Consider the following 20,979-nt stretch of genomic DNA (forward strand, 5'->3'; position numbering starts at 1 on the left):
ACCCACGCCTGATGCTGATCGAAGGCGCGAAATACAGCCCGCAGGACAACCCCGTCGAACGCATCTGGGCCGGGCTCAAACACCACATCGCCAATACCGCACCCGCCACCATGGCCGGCCGCGTCCGCCAGGCACACGCCTACTTCCGCGACCGCACCACCGAACAGAACCTCACCACCACCGCACCCTGGACCAGCCCCTGGCTACCCCAAGGTTTCGGACAAGACTTCTGGCCACGTGCTTAGCTGTACGAGTTGCCGTCGTACGACCAGGCAGCACGAACGCGTACGTCGTGACCAAAGAGATTCACGTGGGAGCGCGTCTGCCAGGCGGCCTGCTGATCACAGCGATCGAACCCGCGCTCAGTATCGACACCTGCTATGACTGCGCCCACGTCTTCAACGAAGGTGCGCCTGCAGTGCATGTCGTCCAAGACGAGGAAGCTCTAGCGGCACAACGCGATGTTCTGCATCTGCATTGCGCGCAGATCCGCAGCGCGGACTCCCTTCGCTATGTGGTTGCCGAACAACACACGGCCACCTTCGCCGCGCTGCGGCAGGCCGTCGAGAGGCTGACCCAGTCGACCCACCGCAGTAGCAAGATCAAGAACGCCATCAACGACGTGTCAACGGCATTCGACGCCTACAGCGCGTTGTTCGAGAACTGATGCACCGCACGTTTTCGGTCGCCAGCTCCCAGCACTCGTTCTCCACCTTGCCTGGTGGCAGTTCACGTCAGTTCTCGCGACGACCCGTCAGAAGGGATCTGTCCGATGGAGTTTCCCAAAGCTGCAGCGCTCACCGCCGAGGACATCTCTGCGCTCGTGTCATCCGACGCGGTCACCTTCCTGTTCGATGCCCGAGCCGGCACTGCAGTCGCACGAGCCACCAAGACCTGCGAGGAGCTAGACAACCGCACCATCGCGTGCGGCGTCGAGATCGTCGGGTTCCAGCTAGAGCGGCCCTTCGACGTCGAGTGGAACGAGCATGCAGCCGTCACCACGGTGTGTCGAGCCCGGCTGTTCCAGTCGGACCTGTCTTGGTCGACCGTCCTGAACTTGCTGCGGCCGGGCGATCGCCTCACACAACGGTGGCTCGCCGACGCTCGCAACGACACCCTGCACGACACCGGCCTCACGGTCGACGAGCTCGCGATCGAAGTCGGTCGTAGCGGTCCGCCGTTGGTCTTCCACGTGCTCAGGCATGTCACCACACCCGACGACCCATGCCGGTTGGTCCTGCGCCGCACGTAATCGCCTCCGGAAACGAGCCTCATGGCCAGGGAGAGCAGCATGTCCGAGCCTTCCACCTCCACTCCCCAAACCGGCGTCAATCCCCCGACGCAGGACTATTCACGCGGCGAGTCCCCGGATCGTTCGTTGCTCTCTGCGGTGACCACCCTCAGCGATCTCCGGGCGCTTCTCCCGATCCTGAACAGCGACCGTGCGGTGTTCGCGGCGGCCGGCGTGATCGCCCACGCCGCGTGCTCCGGCCAGTTCGACAACGAGGAGCTCACCGTCGTGGTGACCGATCTCTGCGCAGACCTGTTGCACCTGGCCGATGCCCTGGGCATCGACCACGCCGAGCTTGCTGCCGATAGCCAGGCCTACTACTTGGACGAGCTCGGCCGCTGATCCGCAACGCTCCCAACCGAACCTCCGCCTCCTCCCACGATCGGAGTCGGCTTCAACCGCAGAATGAGGATCACGTCGTGACCAGCTCTCCGATGCTGCTCTACGACCCACTCCAGGTGTGGTCACAGGTCTTCAGCAACCCAACGCTCGCCGCGGCACTAGCCGACGTCTTCTCCTGCATCGAGATCAACGTCATGGCCGGGCTGCTCGATGAAGCGGGCGAGCCTCATGCCTCGCGACGCTGGCTGTCCCGCCACCTCGCAGACTGCCTCACGCCCGAGCGACACCTGAACTGACGCACACAGGAATCCACTGCCCGGCACACGGCCGACCAAAAGCACGGGGCAAGTTGAGGAGCGAGGGTGAGCAAGGTCCACCCGAGGGACCTGTCGATCTGCGCCGACGCTATCAGCTCGTTCCAGGTCCGCGCCGATGAACCCGGCCCGAAAAGCACGGGCCGGAACCCCCGCCGCCCCCTGCGGGGCCTTCCACGACCTGAGCTCCGAGACGCAGATCGACAGCCCCCTCGGGCGAACCCACTCGAAGTATTGCCAGCGGGTGGGCGGATTCGAGAACCGGGGAGGTCGGGATCCGATCACCGAATCTGACAAGGAGTTCTCGTCATGGCTGGAGAGACCACCATCACCGTCGTCGGCAACCTCACCGCGGACCCGGAGTTCCGCTTCATCCAGAGCGGTGCCGCGGTGGCGTCCTTCACGGTCGCGTCTACGCCCCGCACGTTCGACAAGCAGTCGGGCGAGTGGAAGGACGGCGAAGCGCTGTTCCTGCGGTGCAACGTGTGGCGGCAGGTCGCCGAGAACGTGGCCGAGTCGCTCACCCGCGGTTCGCGAGTGCTCGTCACCGGGCGCCTGCGCCAGCGTTCCTTCGAGACGAAGGAAGGCGAGAAGCGCACGGTGGTGGAGCTGGAGGTCGACGAAATCGGCCCCTCGCTGCGCTACGCGACCGCGAAGGTCAACAAGGTCAGCCGTGGAGATGGCGGCCGGCCCGTTCAGCACGCCCCCGTGCCGGCTCAGGACCCGTGGAACGAGGCACCGCACGCCAGCGCTCGTGGCTTCGTCGGCGAGCCCGCGTTCTGACCTCTACACCGAGCGGGCCCGGATGCACAGCGTCCGGGCCCGCTCCGGCTGCGGTGGCCGATGAGGGCGCCCGCCACCGCCACCTCGCCGTCCTTCACCAGTTCTCTCCGGCCGATCAGTGGCGCGCGTCCATCCACCTAGGACGTTGCAGCCCGATCCCCCTGGCCGGACGCATCCGCCGCGCCCCAAGCGGGTTGCGTCCGGCCAAGGTCGGCCGCTCGGTCCTGCACCCGATGAACCTCAATGCTCTCCGGCCGAGCTGAGGCGCGTGCTGCCACCCCACAGCACAGCTGCCCGCTCGCCCTCGGCCAGGCGTGCGCGAGACCCCGCATCGCCACGCCTGGCCAGGGTTGTCCGGCTATCCACCACAGAGGTCGAGGATGGGCTCCTCCACTGTGGACGAGCTTGGAGGTGCGCCCCGACGAAAGAGGTCTGTCGTGCAGAAGCAGACAAGCGATCGGAGGCTCGGCACGCCAACATGTTCCAGGTCGACTTCTCACCCGATCGTGGGACAAGGCCGAGGAAGAGAACCCGCCGCAGCACACGAAGTCAGCACGACCGCTCGTCCTCTCCATCACCGGTTCCGCGGACCGCACCGCCGACGTGCTCTACCCTCAAATCGCATGAGGGTCACCGCGCTGGTCGTGTTCATGCGTCTCATCGGCGCTGGCGGAGTCGGCGCCTACGTCGGAGCCGCGGCCTCCGGTTTGATCGCCGTACTGACCGGCAAGGTGTTCGCACCAGGTAGCCCTTGGACGACTGGGCTGCCGTTCCTGATCGTGATCGGCGCGGTGCTCACCATGGGCATCGCACGGCTGACGCGTGCTTGGTTCCTGCCGGCTGTCGCGACCCGGCGCATTCTGTGGGGTGCTGCGGCCGGAGCGGTGCTCCTACCGCTGGCGGTCGCCGTCGGAGAACTCGGAGATCTCGCCCCCATCGCGGTCGGCCTGATGGCCATCGGCTGGGTGACCACGGTCGTCCTCTGGATTCAGTGGTTCCGTCGTCGTTCCAGCCACTCCCCCCGACGGAGGGCCAGCGAACGAGCGCGCTAGGCGAGCGTCGCCGCTACGGCCGGGTCAGCCGGGTCGGGTGCCAGGTCTGTCAGGACAGGAGGCTCGCTGGCTTCGACGGTGGACTTCCGCTCGTCCCTGCCTGCCGCGATCAGTCGCCGAGCCGTCTTCTCGTCCACTCCGAACAGTGTGGCGATCTGCTCGACTGTTCGGTCTGCCTCGGCGGCGGCCAGCGCTGCGCGGCCCTGCTCGGCCCGGTGCTGCTCAACCACGACATCGCGCCGTTCGTGAAGTCGTGCGATCGCCAGCTCATGAGGAGCCGTACGTCGTTCACACTCCTGCTCCGCCTCAGCGATCTTCTCGTCGGCCAAGAAGTACACCTCGAGAGCAGAGTCGACATTCCGCTCGTTCTCGCGCTGCTGTGCAAGCTGCTCTACGTGCCGCTCGCGCGCTGCAGCCAGTCGCCTGCTGACCATGGTCGACCGGCGTGCCCGACGCCTGCCTCCGGCTCCAGATGCAGCCATGCCCTTCTCCCTCCCGATCCGTCCTTAGTTCCAAGCGAACGACACGGTGAGAAGAACGTCAACGAAAACCGGCCCAGATCGGTTGTTTCGCCGACGCCCACGGGAACACGGCGACAGACCGAGCCATCGAACAGCGAAGGCGTGCCGGCCCGATGGACCAGCACGCCTTCGTGTGTCGTCGCATAAGCCCACGAGGGGCTCACCGCACAACGCGGATCTCGCCAGAAACTGCGACGACAAGTTGCCGGCGCACAGGACTCAGTAAGACCCAAACCGGCATCGCAGAGTCTAGCGGTCTGTGACCGCCGAATGTGCAAAGGCGATCCGCCGCAGGCGACACGACCGCCTCGCGCCAGGCCGCCTTGACGCGACTCCGAACTCTCCAAGCCGCCCAGCTGCGCCTCAACCTGCCTGCGCTGAGTGGTCACCTGAGCCCCCCTGCCCTCAATCATCTTATGCCGTGCCAGCCGCATCAAGGCACCCCAAAAACATTTTGCCTCCGCAGGCTCCGTCAAAATCTTTTTCGGGACCCACCTTGACCCGGCCGTCACACCACAAGGACCGGCAGGGACAGGGGGAGCGGGGAGGAATGGGCGGCATTTCAACAATTGAACTGCCACACTCAAGGCATTGACCAGCGGATATCTTGCAAATCGCGCGCCAGTGAATATGCAGATACACCCCATCGTGCTACTTCAATTTCTTGCGAAGCACCCTATTCGGTCACTAGGATCAGAATTGCAAGAAAGAAGCGCCGGGAACGCCAGACCCGGTGAAGCACAAAATCAGTAGTGGGGTAATCCATGTCTGCAGCTATTTCTGTTCCAGAGACCATTTCCGAGCTTGCCGAGCTGGTCAGGTCAGGCAACATCCGCGCAGCCCGCAAGCTCGGGCGGAAGTTGCTCAAGGTCGCGCCCACGCGGACGCTGTGGGTGATCGCGCGCATCGCCAACGAGCTGGACGAGCGCCCGCACACCGCCCTTGCGTTCATCAACCACCTGTTGGAGACCGCCCCGAGCCAGGAAGACCGTGCGATCGTCGCGGCATGCTTGCCCGAGCCGGGTGAAACGCGCCGGACCGTTGAACGGAGCTCCCAGCGCGCGCCGCATTGGAACAGCACCAACAAGCACGAAGCGCCGCGCGATCTGAAGACCGAGCAGCGGAACGAGCTGCGCCGCAAAGCTCGTTCCCGTCAGGAACAGGCCGACGCCGCCGGGTTCGCTCGCTACCGCGTCGACAGCGCCGGAGTTGCGGACGGGGATCAGGTGCCGGACCGCCATGACCGTGCGGCCGCCGAGCAGGTCTACGCCTCAGGGTTCGACTACGACCGCGCGGCGTTGTACGCCAATGAGGTGCCGTTCGCGTGCCTCGCGTGCGGGATCTGCCGAGGACGCTATGACCTGAACGCAGCGCGCGTCCAAGCCGGACATGGTGACGACATGCTGTGTGGCGAATGCCGTGTGGTAGGTTGCGCAGGTCTCCCGGAGTTGGTGGTTGGCCACAGCCTTGCAGACCTTGTGACGGCCCGTTGCTCGTTCGTCTGGACGAAGCACGGCGACGTTGTCGCGCGGGCACTGCTGCGCTCCGACTGGCGCCACGCCCCTACGGATGCCGTGCGCGAGATCATCACGGACTACGCACGCGCTTACCTTTCAGCCGAACCGCCCGCCGAAGCACGGCAGGATACCGCCGAACTCAGCGACTGTGTGACGTGCGGAGTCCAGCGCGAACCTAACGACACCAACGCACCTGTCGCCGACGACGGCCAGTGCGCCGCGTGCCGAGAGCTGGCCGCCGAGCTGGACGAACTGGCCGCCGCGTAGAGGTCCCAACGCACGAGCGCGTTCCCGAAGCCCCCGGTTTCCGCCGGGGGCTTTCGCGTGTGCACCTCCCCCGTGCCTCAGCAGCCCAGCCTCTCTTCTTGCCCCCGTCCAGGCCTGCCCGCCCTCACCTCCGAGCCGCCCTCACCCGCCGCCCGCCGCTCCCCAACCTCCGTCCCTCAGCCCGCCGGCACACAGCACCTCTTGCACTGTGAGTGCTCCACGGTTCTGAATCGATAAACCACCGAGTTTTGCACGCTATTGGCGCGCGTGCTGGACGTCCTTTCACGACCGAGTTTGAGCTGGTGGTTGTGATCGGCGTGCGCAAGCTCTCGCCCGGTGGGCACCAGTACCTCACCGGCTCGGTGGCTTGTGCGGACCGCGGTCTGGAGGCCGGCGAGTCACTGTCGGACTACTACTTGGCGCACGGCTACCCACCTGGCGAATGGTTCGGGCGTGGCGCAGCCGTTCTGAACATGCACGGCGAAGTCACGGCCGCACAGATGAACGCGCTGTTCGGCGAAGGCCGCCACCCGGACGCAGACCGCATCCAGGCGGAGATGATCGCCCTCGGTCACACCGAGGCGGAAGCCTTGTCCGCCACCAAACTCGGCTACCGGTTCCCTCAGTACGACGGTGCGGATCGGTTGCGCGGCAAAGTCATCGAGGCCTACAAGCGGCACAACCTCGACAACAACCTGCCGCCAGGCGCTCCGATCGATGACGCCACACGCGCGGACCTTCGTCGCCTCGTCCTGTCACAGGCTTACGCCGACGAACACGAAGGCCAGCTGCCTTCAGAGGACGAGCTGACCAAGTGGCTCGCCGCGCAGAAGAAGGCCATGAAGTCGGCCGTCAGCGGCGTAGAGCTCGTTTGCGCGCCTTCGAAATCCGTCAGCGTCGCCTGGGCGCTCGCCGACGAGCGCACCCGCGAGCTCCTCGTGAGTCTTCATCGCCAGGCGGTGCGCGAAACCCTTGCCTACTTCGAGAACACCGTCGCGTACACCCGCAAGGGTGCTGGTGGCTACACGCAGCACGACGTGAAGGGGATCACCGCAGCAATCTTCGAGCACTGGGACTCACGCGCGGCCGACCCGCATCTGCACACCCATGTGCTCATCAGCACGAAGGTGCAGGGCCCGGATGGACGCTGGACCTCATTGGACGGACGCACCGTCCTCGCCGCTGCGGTCACGTTGTCGGAGTACTACAACAGCCGTGTTCGCGACCTCTGCCGCGAACACGGTGCCTCGTGGACCGAACGCCCCTCTGGTGGCATCGACGCGAAGCGGCCGACGTGGGAGCTGGACGGAGTGCCCGCCGCCCTGTTGACCGGTTTCTCGCAGCGCGCGGCCCAGGTCGAGCAGGACCGCGCCCGTCGAATCGTCGAATTCCGTCGGCAGCACGGCCGAGAGCCTTCTCCCAAAGAGGTTCTCGAGATCTCCAAGCGTGCCCAGTACGGCACCCGAAGCAGCAAGCAGGCGCCGCGGTCACTGGCCGAACACCTCCACCGCTGGCGTCTCCGGGCCGAGAAAATGGTCCCCGAGCAGGTGATCGATGCGCTGGGGCAACGAGTGTTCGGCGGCCACGCCGACAACATCGCGGACTTCAACCTGCACGAGCTCGCCAAGGCAACGCTCACAGTTGTCTCCGACCAGCGTGGTCACTTCAACACCTGGAACATCGAAGCCGAAGCACATCGCCAGACCGCGCACCTGCGTGTCGCGGACAGAGGCCGCGACCAGTTGATCGCCGATGTCGTGCGCACGGTGCTGCAATCGCCGGACCTGGTGTCGCTGGAGGCACCTTCGCTGGTAGCCGAACCGAACGCTCTGCGGCGACGTTCCGGCGAGTCGGTCTTCGTCGAGCACAATAGCCAGCGGTTCACGACCGGCCGAACCTTGCGCGAGGAGTCCGCCCTAGCCACCTGGGGTGCCCTCACCGACGGCCGTCGTCTTCTTCCAGAGACTGTTGCCAACGCGATTTCCGGAGGAGGTTCGCTCAACCGCGGCCAGCGAGCCGCCGTCACCTCGTTCGCGAAATCCGGACGCCGAGTGCAATTGCTGTACGCCCCAGCCGGAGCCGGCAAGACCACTGCGATGCGGGTCTACGCCAACGCCGTGCGCGCGGAAGGTGGCCGGGTGTACGCGTTCGGGCCGAGCGCACGGGCCGCGCACGTGCTCGCCGACGCGATCGACGCCCGCCCACACACCCTGCACCAGGTCACCTTCGCTCAGAAGATAGGCGTTGCAGAGAAAGCCTTCCCGTTCCGCCGCGGCGACGTGCTGATCATCGATGAGGTCTCGATGGCGGGCACGCACACATTGCATGACGTCGTCGCCTTCGCTTTGCGCCGCGGAGCCGATGTCAGGCTGGTCGGCGACGACAAGCAGCTCGCAGCAGTGGAAGCCGGTGGCGCGGTCCGCTGGTTCGCACACGTCCACGGCGCCGTGCGGCTCAAGGAGGTCGTGAGATTCCGCGATCCCGGCCAGCGGGCCGCATCGCTCGCACTCCATGACGCTGATCCCGCGGGCCTCGACTACTACTTCGACCAGGGCTGGATCTCTGACGGCAGCCGCGAAACGATCCGAGACGCCGCCCACCGTGCCTGGCGCAACGACCTCGACGCCGGCCACCAGTCTCTGCTGATCGTCCCGACCAACGACGACGTCACCGCGCTCAACCTTGAAGCCCGAGCGCTGCGCATGCTCCGCGGAGATGTGAGCGGCAAGGGTCGGGCTGCACAACTTCACGACGGTACCCACGCCAGCGCTGGCGACTGGGTAGTCACCCGTCGCAACGACCGGCTGCGGACGTTGTTCGGCGGCAAGGACTTCATCAAGAACGGCGACACGTGGGACGTCGTCAAGGTACGTCGCGACGGTGCGCTGAAACTGCGGCACCAGGTCAGCCGCGGCACCGTGGTGGTGCCCTCCAGCTACGTCACCGAGGAGGTCGAGCTGGGCTACGCGGCCACGATCAACCGCGTCCAGGGAATGACAAGCCGCGGTTCCGCGCATGCGATCGCCACCCACGGCATCTCTCGTGAACAGCTCTACACCCTCGCCACTCGCGCCGTGAACGACAACCGCATCTACGTCGAAACCCACCAGCACACCATCGACTCGCACCAGGAGACGCCACTCGAACGGACCGCACGCGGCGTGCTCGAGGCCGCCCTCACCCGTTCATCGGCCGAGACTGCCGCCAACGAAGAGCTGCGCAACGCCCTAGCGGCGGCCGAGTCGTTGAGCACGTTGGTCGGCCGTCACGACTACGTCGCGCTGCTGGGCGTCGACGAACAGGTTGAGGCGGTGCTCACCGACCAGGTTCCCGAGCTGTTCGACCGTCCGGCCATCCCGGCGCTGCGACAAACCCTCCGCACAGCCGAAGCCCTCGGCTGGCAGTCCGGACCATTGCTCGCGTCCGCTCTCTCGGCGGGCCCGCTCGACACCGAGGACGTCGAGGATCCAGCTGCTGTGCTCCAGTGGCGTGTAAAGCAACGACTGCTCGACAGCGACCCGCCCGCGCGCGTCTCCGCGCCGACCTTGGCCGCCACGAACCGTTGGCGCGCCGTCATCGAGCAGCACGCGCCTACCGCCGCAGTCGAGGACACCACATGGGAACCGGTGTGGCACCTTGCAGCCGCAGCAGCCTCCGAGGGCCTCGACGCTGACACGGCCATGGCCGAAGCCGCCCGTTGGCTTGCCGCACGCCCAACAGCTGACCCCTTGCCCGACCATCAGTTCGCGGCCGATTCCCTGCAGGCCGCACTCCTTGAACAGCGCCGTGAGGGCGGCGGATGGCGCTCTGTGCTGCCATGGCTCGCACATCCGAACCACCAGCAACTCCGCGAAACCCCAGAGCTGCTCGACTATCTGTGGGACCTGAACCAGGTGATGGGCGCACGTGTCGAGGAGTTGCGAACGCTGGTCATCACTGACGAGCCGGCATGGGCCGCCGGATTGGGACCGCGCCCCCACCATGATCCCGCTGCTGCCGAACTGTGGGACGAGCTGGCGGGGCTGGGCGCGGCCTACCGGAACACCTACAACGTCACTACCAACGAACCCCTTCGCCCACTAGGCGCAGAGCCCGAAGGCGACGGTCCACGCGCACGTGCGTGGCAAGACCTGATCGTCCGGTGGACGCCGCCGTCCACAAGCGACACCTCACACCCCGACAGCACCAAGACCAACCGCACCAGCACCTTGGACAGGTTGCGTGACGCGATCGACCCGGACGACCTGCTAGCCGCGATCGCCGCTGACGAAATCGCCTCTTCACACCCCTTCGAGGACCTGCACGACCTCGTGCGCCGCTACGAACGGAGTGCACGAGCCGCCGACGAACAGCACCTCGAAACCCAGATCACTCACGTCCTCGCCGCTCGCGCCCCCTCCGCGCTCGGGCAAGACGCCGAACCTGCGCTGCGCTGGCTCCTACACCTGGCGCACAGCTGGGGTTGGACCATCGAGCAGGCAGTCCCTGACAGCGACAGCCTCTCCGGCCTCGATGGCGCACGTGATCCGGCCGCCGTGCTCTACCGACGGGTCGAACAGCGCATCCAACGTGCCGTCGCGCCAGGCGAACAGGAGCGGCCCCGCGGCCCACTCCCCTGGCTCGACGCCGCGGATCCAGCTGCGCTCACCGACCGTCCCGAGCTGGCAAAGCACCTCGACCAGCTCGCACGGGCGATCACCGAGCGCGCAGCCCAGCTGCGCCAGGACGTCGCTGAGTCGCAGCCGCGTTGGTCTAGCGGTCTCGGTCCGCGTCCCATCGACTCGACCGCCGCATCCCGGTGGGACGAGTTGGCCGCAAGCGCTGCGGCATACCGCGAGGCATACCGCATCACGACCAACAACCCAGACGTCCCGCTTGGGCCACAGCCCCGCAGGGACGACTCCCGTAGCCGAGCCTGGAACAAACTCAACGAACAGTGGAGGCCAGTCGTGACCACACCTGAAGATCAGTTCTCGTCGAACGAACGCCGTATCGCGGCTCTGCGCGACGACGTGATCGAGCGAGCTGAAGATCTCCGCGAGGACGCCAAGGCGCTCGCGGCCAGTCGAGATGACGCACATCCCGCGCACACCGCTGAGGAGCTACACCGCTACGACGATGTAGAAGAGGTCGACGAGCGACACGATCTCAGCTCTGGGATGGACTATTGAGGCGAGCGCTGCTCCCCTGCACACGCCGTCTCCGAGCTGGGCGCGTCCGCAAGTGCGTTCCACGAGCGCACAAGGCGCGAAGGCGAACGGTTTCGGCTAGCCACGCACTCTCGTCACGACAGGGCGCTGCGCGCGCAGTCCAGAAGGTCAGGAAGGCCGGAAAGAAGTTGTTCGCGCGTGTGGCGCGACAGACTGAGCGTCGCGAGGTTGTCGACCGCGGTGAGCAGGAGCAGGCTGGGCCATTCGTATCCGTCCAGTCCTGCGGCCGTGCCACCCCGGGCGGCGTACTGCGACCTGAGCTCGTCGTGCCGTTCATCGGGCAGATAGTGAGCGACCATCGCCACGTCAAGCGCGCGGACACCAAGGCCGCAGCGCGCGAAGTCCACTACCCCGACCGACCCGCCCTGTTCGTCGACCATGAGGTGGTCTTCATGGATACCGGCGTGCACCGCTCCGATCTCGCCTTGGATCTTCTCCAGGCTTTCGAGCACTTCCTCACTGACCAACATCGCCCGCCACAACAACTCCAAGTCCGCGCGCGCCAGTGCATCTCCTAGCGCTTCAGTCAGTGTGCCCGCAGCCTTGTCGAAGTAGACGGAGTCATAGCGGCGCGCCGCCGTCGTCACGCGCGTGGTCGAGTCCGATAGCTCAGTACGGTGCAATGCCGACAGAACACGCCCGTAAGCCGCCATGAGCTGGTCGGTCTCCAAGGCACTGATACGGCCTGGAACCCACTTCGACAGGATCCATTTCCGATCCCCCAGGGACACAGGCACCACGCCACCCTCGGCGCGGCCCAGCGGAGTTGGCGTGCGAATGTCAGGGTTGCTGGCGAGGTCGCGCAGCCAGGCCAGCTGAAACGCTAGCCCTGGTTCATCGACCACTTCCTTCAACGCGTAGTCGGCGTGGCCGTCGCTGACCTTGTACACGCCGTCGCCAGTGAACCCGGGCAACAGTTCGTAACTGATCAAGTCAACGCCGAACAACGCGCCCACCGAGGCATACGACGATGCGACCTCGGCATCCCGCGCAGCATTCATACCCGCCCCACACACTCGATCATCCCAGCTGAGCCAGGCTAACGACCATGACGGCCCCACGCTCGGCGACACGGGTGAACTCCCATGGGCGCTGCGCATCCTGCACGGCGCCCTGCATCGACCGCATCACACCCATGAACCTGAACCACCCGCGACAATCATGGACGACGCCAAGGCCGAAACAGACCCGGCATGCCGGGCGCGTTACCCAGTAGCGCCGGAGTGGTCACGTAGCCTGCTACGACCGATGCCTTGGAAGTCTCAGAAGTTGGACGGCAGTGCAATGCGACAAGCAGCCTGCGCCTGGAGCACGCGGCGCGCTGAACCGGAGCTCATCTGCCGACCGAGCGCGGGCTCGACGTGTTGGACGGAAGCCGTGAGCAGCAACGTCACCAAGCGTCATCGACACCAGTGTGGGTTGGCATGACGGACAGCGCCGACACCGAACAGCTTGGACTTGGCCTTACCCTTATTGCCTTCACCAAGTGGGGATGGGTATTTCGCGACCAGCCCATCCGTGACTACGGCATCGACGCACACGTGGAACCCAAGACGGACGGCGTGCCGTCGGGGCGCCCTGTGGCCCTGCAGATCAAGACCGGGCGATCCTACTTCGAGCCGACTTCCGAGGGGTGGCGGTATCGCGCGAAGGGGAACGAACGTCACCTGCGCTACTGGTTGGGACATACCCTCCCCGTCCTGATCATCTTCTGTGATCCGGACACAGAAACCTTGTACTGGCAGCACGTCACTGCGGAACGAATCAACTACACGCCGAACGACTGGACGATCGTCATCCCACGCGATCAGACGATCACCCCAGACTCCAAAGACGCTATCGCCGCCATTGCCTTTGCAGCAGTTGGCGCGACGGAAGACCCGCTGGACGAGACGATGCCGCACTTGCCGCCGTCGGTGGCGGACGCCATTCGTCGCGTTGCGGCTAGCGAGGCGCGCGGAGCGCTGCGGCTCGCCGTCGCGTTGGCGCGCGGGCGTTGTGAACCGCGATTGGCGGTCGAGACAATCCTGGCCAGCCAGCCAAGCTGGTTGGTGCGTGGCGGTGGGCAGTTCGAAGCGATCCTGGGCGCGTACTCGGTGGAACACGGCCACCCCGACCTGGCAGCTCAGGCGTTCACACTGGCCGCCGGGCAGGTCGAAGCAATCGCAGGGCGGCTATACGCCCTCGCCGCGGTTTTCACCGCCGGTACCGGAGACATGACCAGGGCAGCTGACCTGCTGAGGAAGGCTGAGACCGCTGGTGGATCACCTCTGCTCCTCGATGCCGTCCGTTGGCACGTTAGGCGCTTGAGCGAAACCAGCCAGATCCCGGTTCCGGAAGCCCTCCGGGCTGCGTCACCACACGACCTGGCCAGCGAAGAGATGTGCCTGCAGATTCTCGGCGAGGATGCAGGACACCGCCGTGACATCAGCGGAGTGGTGTCCTACGCCGAGCAGGCACTGGCCGCAGGTCCGGACAACAGCGGTCTGCAATTGCGGATGGCGGAGGCGCTTTTGTGGCGCGTGACAGATGGCTCTGCCGCTGTGCCGGCGGAGGATCTGCGCCGCGCCGAGGAGCTGGCCACGACCGCATGGCAACAGCGACGCCGCTGGTCGGGCCCCAGCGAGCAGGCGCTCACGGTGCTGCTGCGCAAGCACTACCTTGTCGGCGCATACGCAACCATGATCAACCTAGCCACGCCCTCGCCCCAGGGACATGCGAGCGAACACGAAGCAAGCGAAGGAAATGTCGCCTACCTCGGCACCATCGCGGCCCTCACCCTGGGCCAACGAGACAAGGCGACCGAGTTCGTTGACCGAGTTGAGGGAAAGCCGATCGCCGCAGGTCTACGCGCGCTGACCGCCGACCCTGATCTTCCACGCGACGACCAGATCGAATTGTGGCGAGAGGCACTACCGACCATCGAGCAGCACGACTTGCGCTTGCGCGGCATCTACCTGATGGCGACCTTGGGTGCCTGGCCGTTTCCCGAACTCGATCAGGCGCGCGAATCCGGAATCATCGATCCGGTCACAGCCGATCTCCTGGGCGCCCGCTGCGAAGCCGGCCGCGGCAACGTTCAAACCGCAGTCATGCAGTTGCGCCGTCACGTCGCTACGTCGGCCGCTGCGGTGGAGCTATTGGTCGAGGTGTTGGAGAACGACGGCCAATACGATCAGGCGCTGCAGGAATGTGCTCGGGGAATCGCTCGCTTCGGCGACGTCGCGCTGGACGCGATGCGGTTGAACCTGCTGCTGCGAAGCCACAAGCCTGACGCCGCTGCGGAGTCGGCTGTCCAGCTCCTGTCTCGCCCCGATCTCCCGGCTGAGCGACGGCTGGCGCTGCGTCGCGGGTTGATCGGGTTCTACTCGATGCGCGGGGACTGGATGAACGTCGAAACGCAGAGTCGAGCGGCGCTTGGCGAGCATCCACAAGAGGCCGATCTTCAGTGGGTGCTGATCGGCGCAACCATCAACCAAGGTCGTCTCGACGATGCATGGGCACGCTTGCAGCAACTCAATCCGCCCATCATCCATCGCGGCGCGCTGGGTGCGTGGATGGGCCTGCATGCGCAGTTCGGTTTCACCGAAGCCGACATCGCCACGGCGCTGGAGAGCCTGACCCGCTGGCCTGACGATTCCGAGGTCTGTGCGCAGATCCTTGCCACGTTGATGCACGCGGGTGGTCGGCACGCCCCAGACGGGCGCCCGATCTTGCCCGATCTTGACGAAGCTGGCCAGCAGAGATTTCAGGAAGCCCTCCTCGACTACACAACCCGTCATCCCGACGGTCCGATCCGGACGATCAACATCGACGGACTGAGCTTCGCCGAGATGATGCGGGCCCAATTGGCGCCGCGTGCTGAGCAGGATCGGCTGTTGCTGAACCTCGTTAGGCAGGCACGGCTGCCCCTCGGATTGGTGGTCGCATCCCGCGGCCAGCTGTATACCCAAGCGCTGATCCAACGCGCCTGCGGTCCAATAGTCGCGATGACCCTGGATCCCGACCGCTTCGATTGGGAAATCGCCGCCGCAACGAACTCCCTCAACCAGTCGGTCGTGGTGGAGACCAGCGCGTTGACCACTGCCACGTTGCTCACTGACCGATGGCCCTCACTGCGAGCTGCGTTCGCCGAACTCGTCGTGCCGCGCAACGTGCTACACGACATCCAGGCAACCGGTGCCGAACTTCGCCGCGATCCCGACAGCGTGAGCTGGATAGGATTCGATCCCGACCAGAGCGCTTTGACGGTAACCGAGCATTCCGGGCAGCAAGCCAGCGAGTTCATCGCTCGGATTGCCGATGTCGACCGTGCAGCTCGTGATCTTGTCGCTGTAGACACTCCTGCTCGCGAGGTCTTCCCCGACCGGGGTGGTTTCGGCGATCGAGAAGTTTGGGTCAGCTCGCTCGAAACGGCTGCTCAGACGGGCAAACCGTTGTGGAGCGATGATGTCGTTGTTCGCGAACTGGCTGTAGAGCGTGAAATACCCGCGTTCAGCACCCTCGCCCTGCTGCACGTGCTGATCGAGGCGAACCTGGCCGAGGACTCGCTGCGCGTCGACGTGCAGACGTTGGCCCGCGCCCACGTCGTCGATCTGACCCTGACCGCCGAGGAGCTCCTTGGCCTTGCTCGCGACGAGAACTGGTCTCTCGGTGCGGCGGCTACTTATGTGCAGCGCGGTGGCTTCTGGTCCGACTACAACAGCGCACTCGCCGACTGCCTGCCCATCCTCGAGAACGTTCATGCACACGAACCGGACCTACTCGTCGCATGGCTGGTCAGAGTCTGCATCGGCGTCGCCGACCACCTCGCGAACAGCGCCTTGGAAGACACCCTTGGTCGGGTCACCGACACGATCGCCGATCATCTGGCCGTCGACACACCAACTCGAGACGTCTTGCACGACGCAGCCCGCGCTGCCGGCGAAACCATTCGCCGGCAGCGGGACGAGCGAGATCACTGAACTGGTTGGTTCCGTCGACGAAGTCGGAAAGCACTTCTCCGCCAAGCATGTCGTTGCCATGATCACTGACTGCGGCGTGTCCGCGAATGTTGACACCACTCGATTAGCCTCCTCGGTCCCTACCGCTCGGCCGTCGTCGATGGCTCAGGTCCAGGTGGCCCCCAGCCCCCAGGTGATGGCGTGCCTGCGCACATTTCTCGGTCCTGCCGGGGACACTGCCAACCATCCAGGCTGTGATCGCTGTGATGGGAGCACGATTGGCGGGCAAGTATGCACCCCTGACGGGACGCCTTGCTGCCGCGGCAAGCGACGGTCTGCGGGGTGTTGAGCTGTCGTTTGCCGAGATTGCTGACCTTGTCGGTGGTCTGCCGGCCTCGGCATACGACCACCGGGCGTGGTGGGCCAACGGTGTGCGATCCCAGCAGGCGGCGTGGCACCACGCCGGTTGGCGGGTCGACCTCGTCTCCCTGGAACGCCGTCACGTGCGGTTCGTTCGACATGACGCTCCGATGGCAGCAGCAGGTGAGAGCCAGCCGGACGTTACAGCGATTGAGCTGCCCATCGACGACGACGCTCCCGCTCTGGACGTGCGCGTGCGTTGTGTATGGCGTGTCGGCGGCGAGGTTGGACTGTCCGACGAAAAGCTGGTGTTCCCGCGCTTGCCTCGTGTCGCCGCGATCTATCGTTTGACCTTCGCGAACTCGGCGGGGAGGCCTCGGATCTATGTCGGTGAGACCAACAACCTTCGGCGCCGCGTCGGCAACTACCGCAATCCTGGGCCGACGCAGCGAACGAGTCAGCGGCTCCACGATGAACTCGTCCGCCACCTGGCGGCGGGTGGCACTGTCAGTCTGTCCGTGGCTGTCGAAGCGGACATCGAGACGGATGGACAGCGCTCCGTGTTGCCTCTGGCTCGCAAGACGGCTCGCGTTCTTGCAGAGCACGCCGCACTCGCTCTGGTGTACGTCGACGACGTAGTGGACATCCTGAATGCGGATCGAGGGGCGGAGTGACGCGGTCAACGGTTGGCGAGCGACGCCAAACTTCGGTCACGAAGATGTTGTGGCGTCAGAATTCTACGAAGTTGATCAAGCTCGTGATGACGGCCTCAGTGCTGCAATCTGCAGAGAAGCGGTGCCGAAACTCGCTGGCACAGCCAAGTGGTTCACGCTCCGCGGCGTCAGGACCCGAAGCAGCTCTCAAGCGTGCTGCTCGGCGATCTCGTGCCGATCGGCGCGGGCACGTCCGTCGTCGCGGTGGTCCCCATCAAGGCAGTCCGGACTCCCCCACTCACGGGCGAGTCGGTCAGCGAAGCCGGGGCGCCACTGGTGCAGCCAGTGCTGCGCATCGCGTTCGGTGGCATTCGGGCCGACGTTGGCCGCACGCCAGCTGTAAGCAAGCGTCGCCACCTCCATCGCCAGTCCGGGATGCTGGCTCCAGCACTGAGGAATCGGCCGAGCACGACTCCCGTCAACGCCAACGAACGTGACGTTGTACCAAGCCACGAAGTTGTCGACGGTGTTCCGCGGATCTCCGTCTCCAGCAGGGTCGCTCTCGGCAGCTGCAGGCGGGCTGAACCACACCCACGGGGCTGGCTCGGCCGCAGCATCCTCGTCCGCACTGGACTCCGGTCCGGGTCGCGCAACCAACTGGTTGACCCTGTCTTCGAGGCGCCGCAGCTTCCGCGTCAGCGCCTCGACGAGATCAGTCAGCGCCGAGATCTGAGCATCCCGGTCTCCCACATCGGCACCCGACCGCTCTGCCTCGCCGCTCATGCCGCGAATCCGCCGAACTGGCCGGTCCTCGGCCCTGCTCCGACAGCGAGCCCGTCCGAACCGAGCTCGACCTGCCCGTCGCGCACAGCCTGAACGTGGCTGCAGATCATCTTCCAATCGGGTCGTTTCCGCACATCGACGGTACGGGCCAGGATCGGGGCAAGGTGCCGGTGGATCACCAGGACGCGACCGCGGCGCACGCGACGAACGTCGCCTGGTCGGTAGGTGGGCACCGTCTCCAGCCCGACCGAGGTGCGGGCATGGCCAAGAAGGCCGTCGCTTTGCTGCTGGTACCGACGACGATCGTGATGCCCCGTCAGCAAGGAAACCCACTCCAAGGTGGTCCGGTCCTTGATCCCGCCCCAGACCGACAAGGTCGTGGTGTTGTCCAACAGCTGACGGGTTCGCTGGGTACCGAACGCATCTTCCAGTGCTGCCACGGTTTGAGCGCCCCAGTGGATGAGCACGCCACGGCCGGCGGAGTCGGAGATGATATCCGGGATCTGCGGTACGGGAGTCGCGTTCGTGATCTCGTCGAGGATCGCGGAGGCTGGTGGGTCGAGGCGGCGGTTCGGAGAGTGCAGCGCCATTTCCTGTGCCGTCGTCAGCCAATGCTCGACCAGCGCAGTGAGAATCGGCGCGGCCTGCGCGGACTGGTGCTGGCCGGCGATCAGGTACAACGAGCCTTGCTGCGCCAGGAACTCCCGCACATCGAAGTCCTGGCCAGGAGCAGGAGTGCACAGCTCTCGGATCTGCGGGTCCATGAACGGCTCGATCACCCGCCGCACGCTCAGCCACACCGCATCGGATGTCTCGGCGACCAAGCCGATCTCCGAACGCAGGTTCCGGGCGTACTCGTGCAGGCCAGCCTGCTGAAGCAGCCGGACCGGTTCCTGGTCAACAGGCTTGCTGATCGCCCACCGCACCAAGTCGTCAACGCCGCGGCCGTGCGTCGCAGCGGCGAGGAAGTAGGCCTGCAGCACCACTTTCGCTCGGTCGCGGAAGACCTTGTCGTTGCCACCCACTCCGGTCAGGCCGACAGAGGCAGCCTCGACCATCGTGTGCGAACGGCGGTACGCCACAGTGGTGTCGTCGCATCCTTGCATTGGCCACCAGTGCACTCGAGCCGGCCACGCCACCGTGCCGGTCAGGTCGATCAACTTCACCGGCGCAGCGGGACGGCGGCCGACGCGGAGCAGAGCGGTGAACTCCAACAAATCGGGCTTCGTAGTCGAGCACAGCAACGCACCGGGCGCCGCGATCACCTTGTGCACAAGGTCCTGACGGCTCTTGCCGGACTGGGTCGGGGCAAGAGTGCCGGTGGGATTCTCGAGCGGTGTGCACATCGGCTCACGCCACTGCGTGAGATGCAACGGCACCGCTACTTCCTCCAGCGGTGCCTGCCGTACCTGCGCACGAGAGAGGCTCGGCCGGGTCCATGCAGCGGTGCGACGGCCTGCAGCCAACGACAGTTCTTCCCTGACATCCTCGCGTTTCGCGTGCCCTGCTGCAGCGGGGCCGAACCGCCGCCAGGCGGGCAACACCGCGGCCAGCATCAGTCCGCTGAGGACGACCAGCAGCATGCTCGTGACGGTCCAGTACAAACCGGTGTGCGAAGAAAGGGTGCTGGCCCACGGCTCGCCCAGGCCGCTCGCAGGCTGTCCCGGCTGCGCGACAACGCCGAGCGCCCCGGTGAACCAGGTGTCGAAGCCGGGTAGCTCCCAAGGCCCATCGAGCAACACGGTGCTCAGCGCGACGCCGAGCATCAAGGTGGTGGCGACAGCAGCAATTGCGCTGAGCACGGCGACGATCAGGCCAATCAATGCCAGGTCACGGTCACCGGTGGGCGACACAGCGGTCCTCATGATCGCGGGTCCTCGCCGACTTGCCCGCCGACGACCCTGCGGATGGCAACGACCTTGGATTCCCAGGACTTGAGGTTGGTCAGGATGACGCCGTGGTCGGTGTCGTAAGCATCGACCACGTACCCGTGGCCGATGTACATGCCGACATGTCCGGGGCGCGCCGCGGTGCCGTCAGAGCCGGGGATGAACAACATGTCGCCGGGCTGCACTTTGGCAAGAGAGCCAACTGCGACACCGTCGTACATCTGGGTGTAGGTCGTTCGGGAGATCTTGACACCGGCATGCGCCCAGGCCGCCATCATCAGCCCCGAGCAGTCGAAGGAGTCTGGACCGGTGGCGCCCCATACGTATGGGCGGCCAAGCTTGGCCAGCACGTAGGTCACGGCGGCTCGTTGCTGCGGCTGAGTCGGTAGAGCGAAGTCAGCCGGGAGCTTCTTGGGATCGACCTCGCCGAGTTCGCCAGCGCCCTTGTCCGGGCAACCGCCGAAAGCGAGGTCGACAGGCAGCACAACATCAGCGCCCGACGAGGGCACGGGGTTGTTCGGACCTCTCCAGTACTTCGCGGTGAGCGCGGCAGCCGCCGGTTCGCGAGGTCCGTATCGCTCTGGGAATTCGGAGCGCTGCACGGCCTGCTCAGCCTCACCGGGTGGTTTGGTGTGCCAGCCTGGCACCGCGAGCAACGCGTCGTAGAACTTGCCGGCCGCGTAAACCGGGTCGAGCAGCTGCGCCGGGCTGCCCCAGCCCATGCTGGGGCGCTGTTGGAACAATCCGAGGCTGTCGCGGTCGCCGTAAGCGACGTTGCGCAGTTCGGACTCGACCATAGAGGTGGCCAAGGCCAGCACGGCCGCCCGCTCGGGCAGCTTTCGGCCGACGGCGACGGCCACGATGATCTGCGCGTTGGTCAACTGCTCCGCGGTGAACGGGTGGTCACCGACCTGCTGGGTTACGCCGCCAGGCCCGTACCCGGCGGACAGGCCGGATGGTGAGCACGAGGCGGCCGCAGCGAACACGCTGGTCATCGAGAGCAGGACGGCGCCCACAAGGAGCGCCGGGATCACGACTGCTACATAGACGGCGG

At 65.8% G+C, this 20,979-nt stretch carries 15 protein-coding genes and 1 pseudogene; 11 read left to right on the forward strand and 5 right to left on the reverse strand.

Annotated features, from left to right (window positions below; translation table 11 throughout):
* The 7 genes and pseudogenes from AOM45_RS12935 to AOM45_RS12965 form a co-directional block, all read left to right on the forward strand.
* Nucleotides 1–245, forward strand: a pseudogene (locus tag AOM45_RS12935) (IS630 family transposase); the annotation flags it as partial.
* Nucleotides 246–292: 47 nt separating this feature from the next.
* Nucleotides 293–667, forward strand: a complete 375-nt coding sequence (locus AOM45_RS12940) for a hypothetical protein (protein WP_030466892.1) — start codon at nt 293–295, stop codon at nt 665–667.
* Between the two features lie 105 nt (nt 668–772).
* The gene (locus AOM45_RS12945) at nt 773–1,252 is read left to right on the forward strand and encodes a hypothetical protein (protein ID WP_030466891.1); all 480 of its coding nucleotides are present in this window, start codon (nt 773–775) and stop codon (nt 1,250–1,252) included.
* A 39-nt stretch (nt 1,253–1,291) separates the two neighbouring features.
* Nucleotides 1,292–1,633 (forward strand): hypothetical protein, encoded by a 342-nt coding sequence (locus tag AOM45_RS52290; RefSeq protein ID WP_201779946.1) that lies wholly within the window; start codon nt 1,292–1,294, stop codon nt 1,631–1,633.
* Nucleotides 1,634–1,710: 77 nt separating this feature from the next.
* Nucleotides 1,711–1,929 (forward strand): hypothetical protein, encoded by a 219-nt coding sequence (locus AOM45_RS12955; RefSeq protein WP_030466889.1) that lies wholly within the window; start codon nt 1,711–1,713, stop codon nt 1,927–1,929.
* A gap of 327 nt (nt 1,930–2,256) precedes the next feature.
* Entirely contained in the window at nt 2,257–2,730 is a 474-nt protein-coding gene (locus AOM45_RS12960) for a single-stranded DNA-binding protein (RefSeq protein WP_059362400.1), read from the forward strand.
* A gap of 623 nt (nt 2,731–3,353) precedes the next feature.
* Nucleotides 3,354–3,782 carry a hypothetical protein gene (locus AOM45_RS12965; protein ID WP_030466887.1) on the forward strand — a complete coding sequence of 143 codons (429 nt, stop codon included), beginning with the start codon at nt 3,354–3,356 and terminating at the stop codon, nt 3,780–3,782.
* On the opposite strand, the gene AOM45_RS12970 is transcribed toward AOM45_RS12965, so the two are convergent.
* Entirely contained in the window at nt 3,779–4,216 is a 438-nt protein-coding gene (locus tag AOM45_RS12970) for a hypothetical protein (protein WP_030466886.1), read from the reverse strand. The two genes, AOM45_RS12965 and AOM45_RS12970, sit on opposite strands and share 4 nt — an antisense overlap.
* An 851-nt stretch (nt 4,217–5,067) precedes the next feature.
* On the opposite strand from AOM45_RS12970, the gene AOM45_RS12975 reads away from it, so the two are divergent.
* Both AOM45_RS12975 and mobF read left to right on the forward strand, forming a co-directional pair.
* Nucleotides 5,068–6,087 (forward strand): hypothetical protein, encoded by a 1,020-nt coding sequence (locus AOM45_RS12975; protein WP_156093739.1) that lies wholly within the window; start codon nt 5,068–5,070, stop codon nt 6,085–6,087.
* Nucleotides 6,088–6,395: 308 nt separating this feature from the next.
* The gene (gene mobF, locus AOM45_RS12980; protein ID WP_030466884.1) at nt 6,396–11,258 is read left to right on the forward strand and encodes a MobF family relaxase; all 4,863 of its coding nucleotides are present in this window, start codon (nt 6,396–6,398) and stop codon (nt 11,256–11,258) included.
* 113 nt (nt 11,259–11,371) lie between these two features.
* Here mobF and AOM45_RS12985 read toward each other — a convergent pair whose 3' ends face one another.
* On the reverse strand, nt 11,372–12,298 hold the full coding sequence (locus AOM45_RS12985) for an aminoglycoside phosphotransferase family protein (RefSeq protein WP_030466883.1): 927 nt from the start codon (nt 12,296–12,298) through the stop codon (nt 11,372–11,374).
* Between the two features lie 423 nt (nt 12,299–12,721).
* Here AOM45_RS12985 and AOM45_RS12990 point away from each other — a divergent pair, with 423 nt between their 5' ends.
* Together AOM45_RS12990 and AOM45_RS50790 are read left to right on the forward strand one after the other, a co-directional pair.
* Nucleotides 12,722–16,261, forward strand: coding sequence for a DUF4365 domain-containing protein (locus AOM45_RS12990; protein WP_156093738.1), 3,540 nt, complete (start codon nt 12,722–12,724; stop codon nt 16,259–16,261).
* A 233-nt stretch (nt 16,262–16,494) separates the two neighbouring features.
* The gene (locus AOM45_RS50790) at nt 16,495–17,274 is read left to right on the forward strand and encodes a DUF7662 domain-containing protein (RefSeq protein WP_156093737.1); all 780 of its coding nucleotides are present in this window, start codon (nt 16,495–16,497) and stop codon (nt 17,272–17,274) included.
* 186 nt (nt 17,275–17,460) lie between these two features.
* Here the strand turns inward: AOM45_RS50790 and AOM45_RS13000 are convergent, their stop codons facing one another.
* From AOM45_RS13000 to AOM45_RS13010, 3 genes are read right to left on the reverse strand one after another with little or no spacing between them, the layout of a single operon-like run.
* Nucleotides 17,461–18,036 (reverse strand): hypothetical protein, encoded by a 576-nt coding sequence (locus tag AOM45_RS13000; RefSeq protein WP_030466880.1) that lies wholly within the window; start codon nt 18,034–18,036, stop codon nt 17,461–17,463.
* The gene (locus tag AOM45_RS13005; RefSeq protein WP_051783046.1) at nt 18,033–19,901 is read right to left on the reverse strand and encodes a type IV secretory system conjugative DNA transfer family protein; all 1,869 of its coding nucleotides are present in this window, start codon (nt 19,899–19,901) and stop codon (nt 18,033–18,035) included. The genes AOM45_RS13000 and AOM45_RS13005 overlap by 4 nt, the downstream gene beginning before the upstream one ends.
* Nucleotides 19,898–20,959 carry a C40 family peptidase gene (locus AOM45_RS13010; protein ID WP_236703417.1) on the reverse strand — a complete coding sequence of 354 codons (1,062 nt, stop codon included), beginning with the start codon at nt 20,957–20,959 and terminating at the stop codon, nt 19,898–19,900. The genes AOM45_RS13005 and AOM45_RS13010 overlap by 4 nt, the downstream gene beginning before the upstream one ends.
* Nucleotides 20,960–20,979 lie beyond the last annotated feature (20 nt).

Origin of the sequence: Lentzea aerocolonigenes, assembly GCF_000974445.1 — a bacterium.
GTDB lineage: Bacteria > Actinomycetota > Actinomycetes > Mycobacteriales > Pseudonocardiaceae > Lentzea > Lentzea aerocolonigenes.

Bases quoted from the DNA above. Each gene is read 5' to 3' on its own strand.
- AOM45_RS12945 (WP_030466891.1), top strand. From the start codon at position 773: ATGGAGTTTCCCAAAGCTGCAGCGCTCACCGCCGAGGACATCTCTGCG.
- AOM45_RS52290 (WP_201779946.1), top strand. From the start codon at position 1,292: ATGTCCGAGCCTTCCACCTCCACTCCCCAAACCGGCGTCAATCCCCCG.
- AOM45_RS12960 (WP_059362400.1), top strand. From the start codon at position 2,257: ATGGCTGGAGAGACCACCATCACCGTCGTCGGCAACCTCACCGCGGAC.
- AOM45_RS12965 (WP_030466887.1), top strand. From the start codon at position 3,354: ATGAGGGTCACCGCGCTGGTCGTGTTCATGCGTCTCATCGGCGCTGGC.
- AOM45_RS12970 (WP_030466886.1), bottom strand. From the start codon at position 4,216: ATGGTCAGCAGGCGACTGGCTGCAGCGCGCGAGCGGCACGTAGAGCAG.
- AOM45_RS12975 (WP_156093739.1), top strand. From the start codon at position 5,068: ATGTCTGCAGCTATTTCTGTTCCAGAGACCATTTCCGAGCTTGCCGAG.
- AOM45_RS12985 (WP_030466883.1), bottom strand. From the start codon at position 12,298: ATGAATGCTGCGCGGGATGCCGAGGTCGCATCGTCGTATGCCTCGGTG.
- AOM45_RS12990 (WP_156093738.1), top strand. From the start codon at position 12,722: ATGACGGACAGCGCCGACACCGAACAGCTTGGACTTGGCCTTACCCTT.
- AOM45_RS13000 (WP_030466880.1), bottom strand. From the start codon at position 18,036: ATGAGCGGCGAGGCAGAGCGGTCGGGTGCCGATGTGGGAGACCGGGAT.
- AOM45_RS13005 (WP_051783046.1), bottom strand. From the start codon at position 19,901: ATGAGGACCGCTGTGTCGCCCACCGGTGACCGTGACCTGGCATTGATT.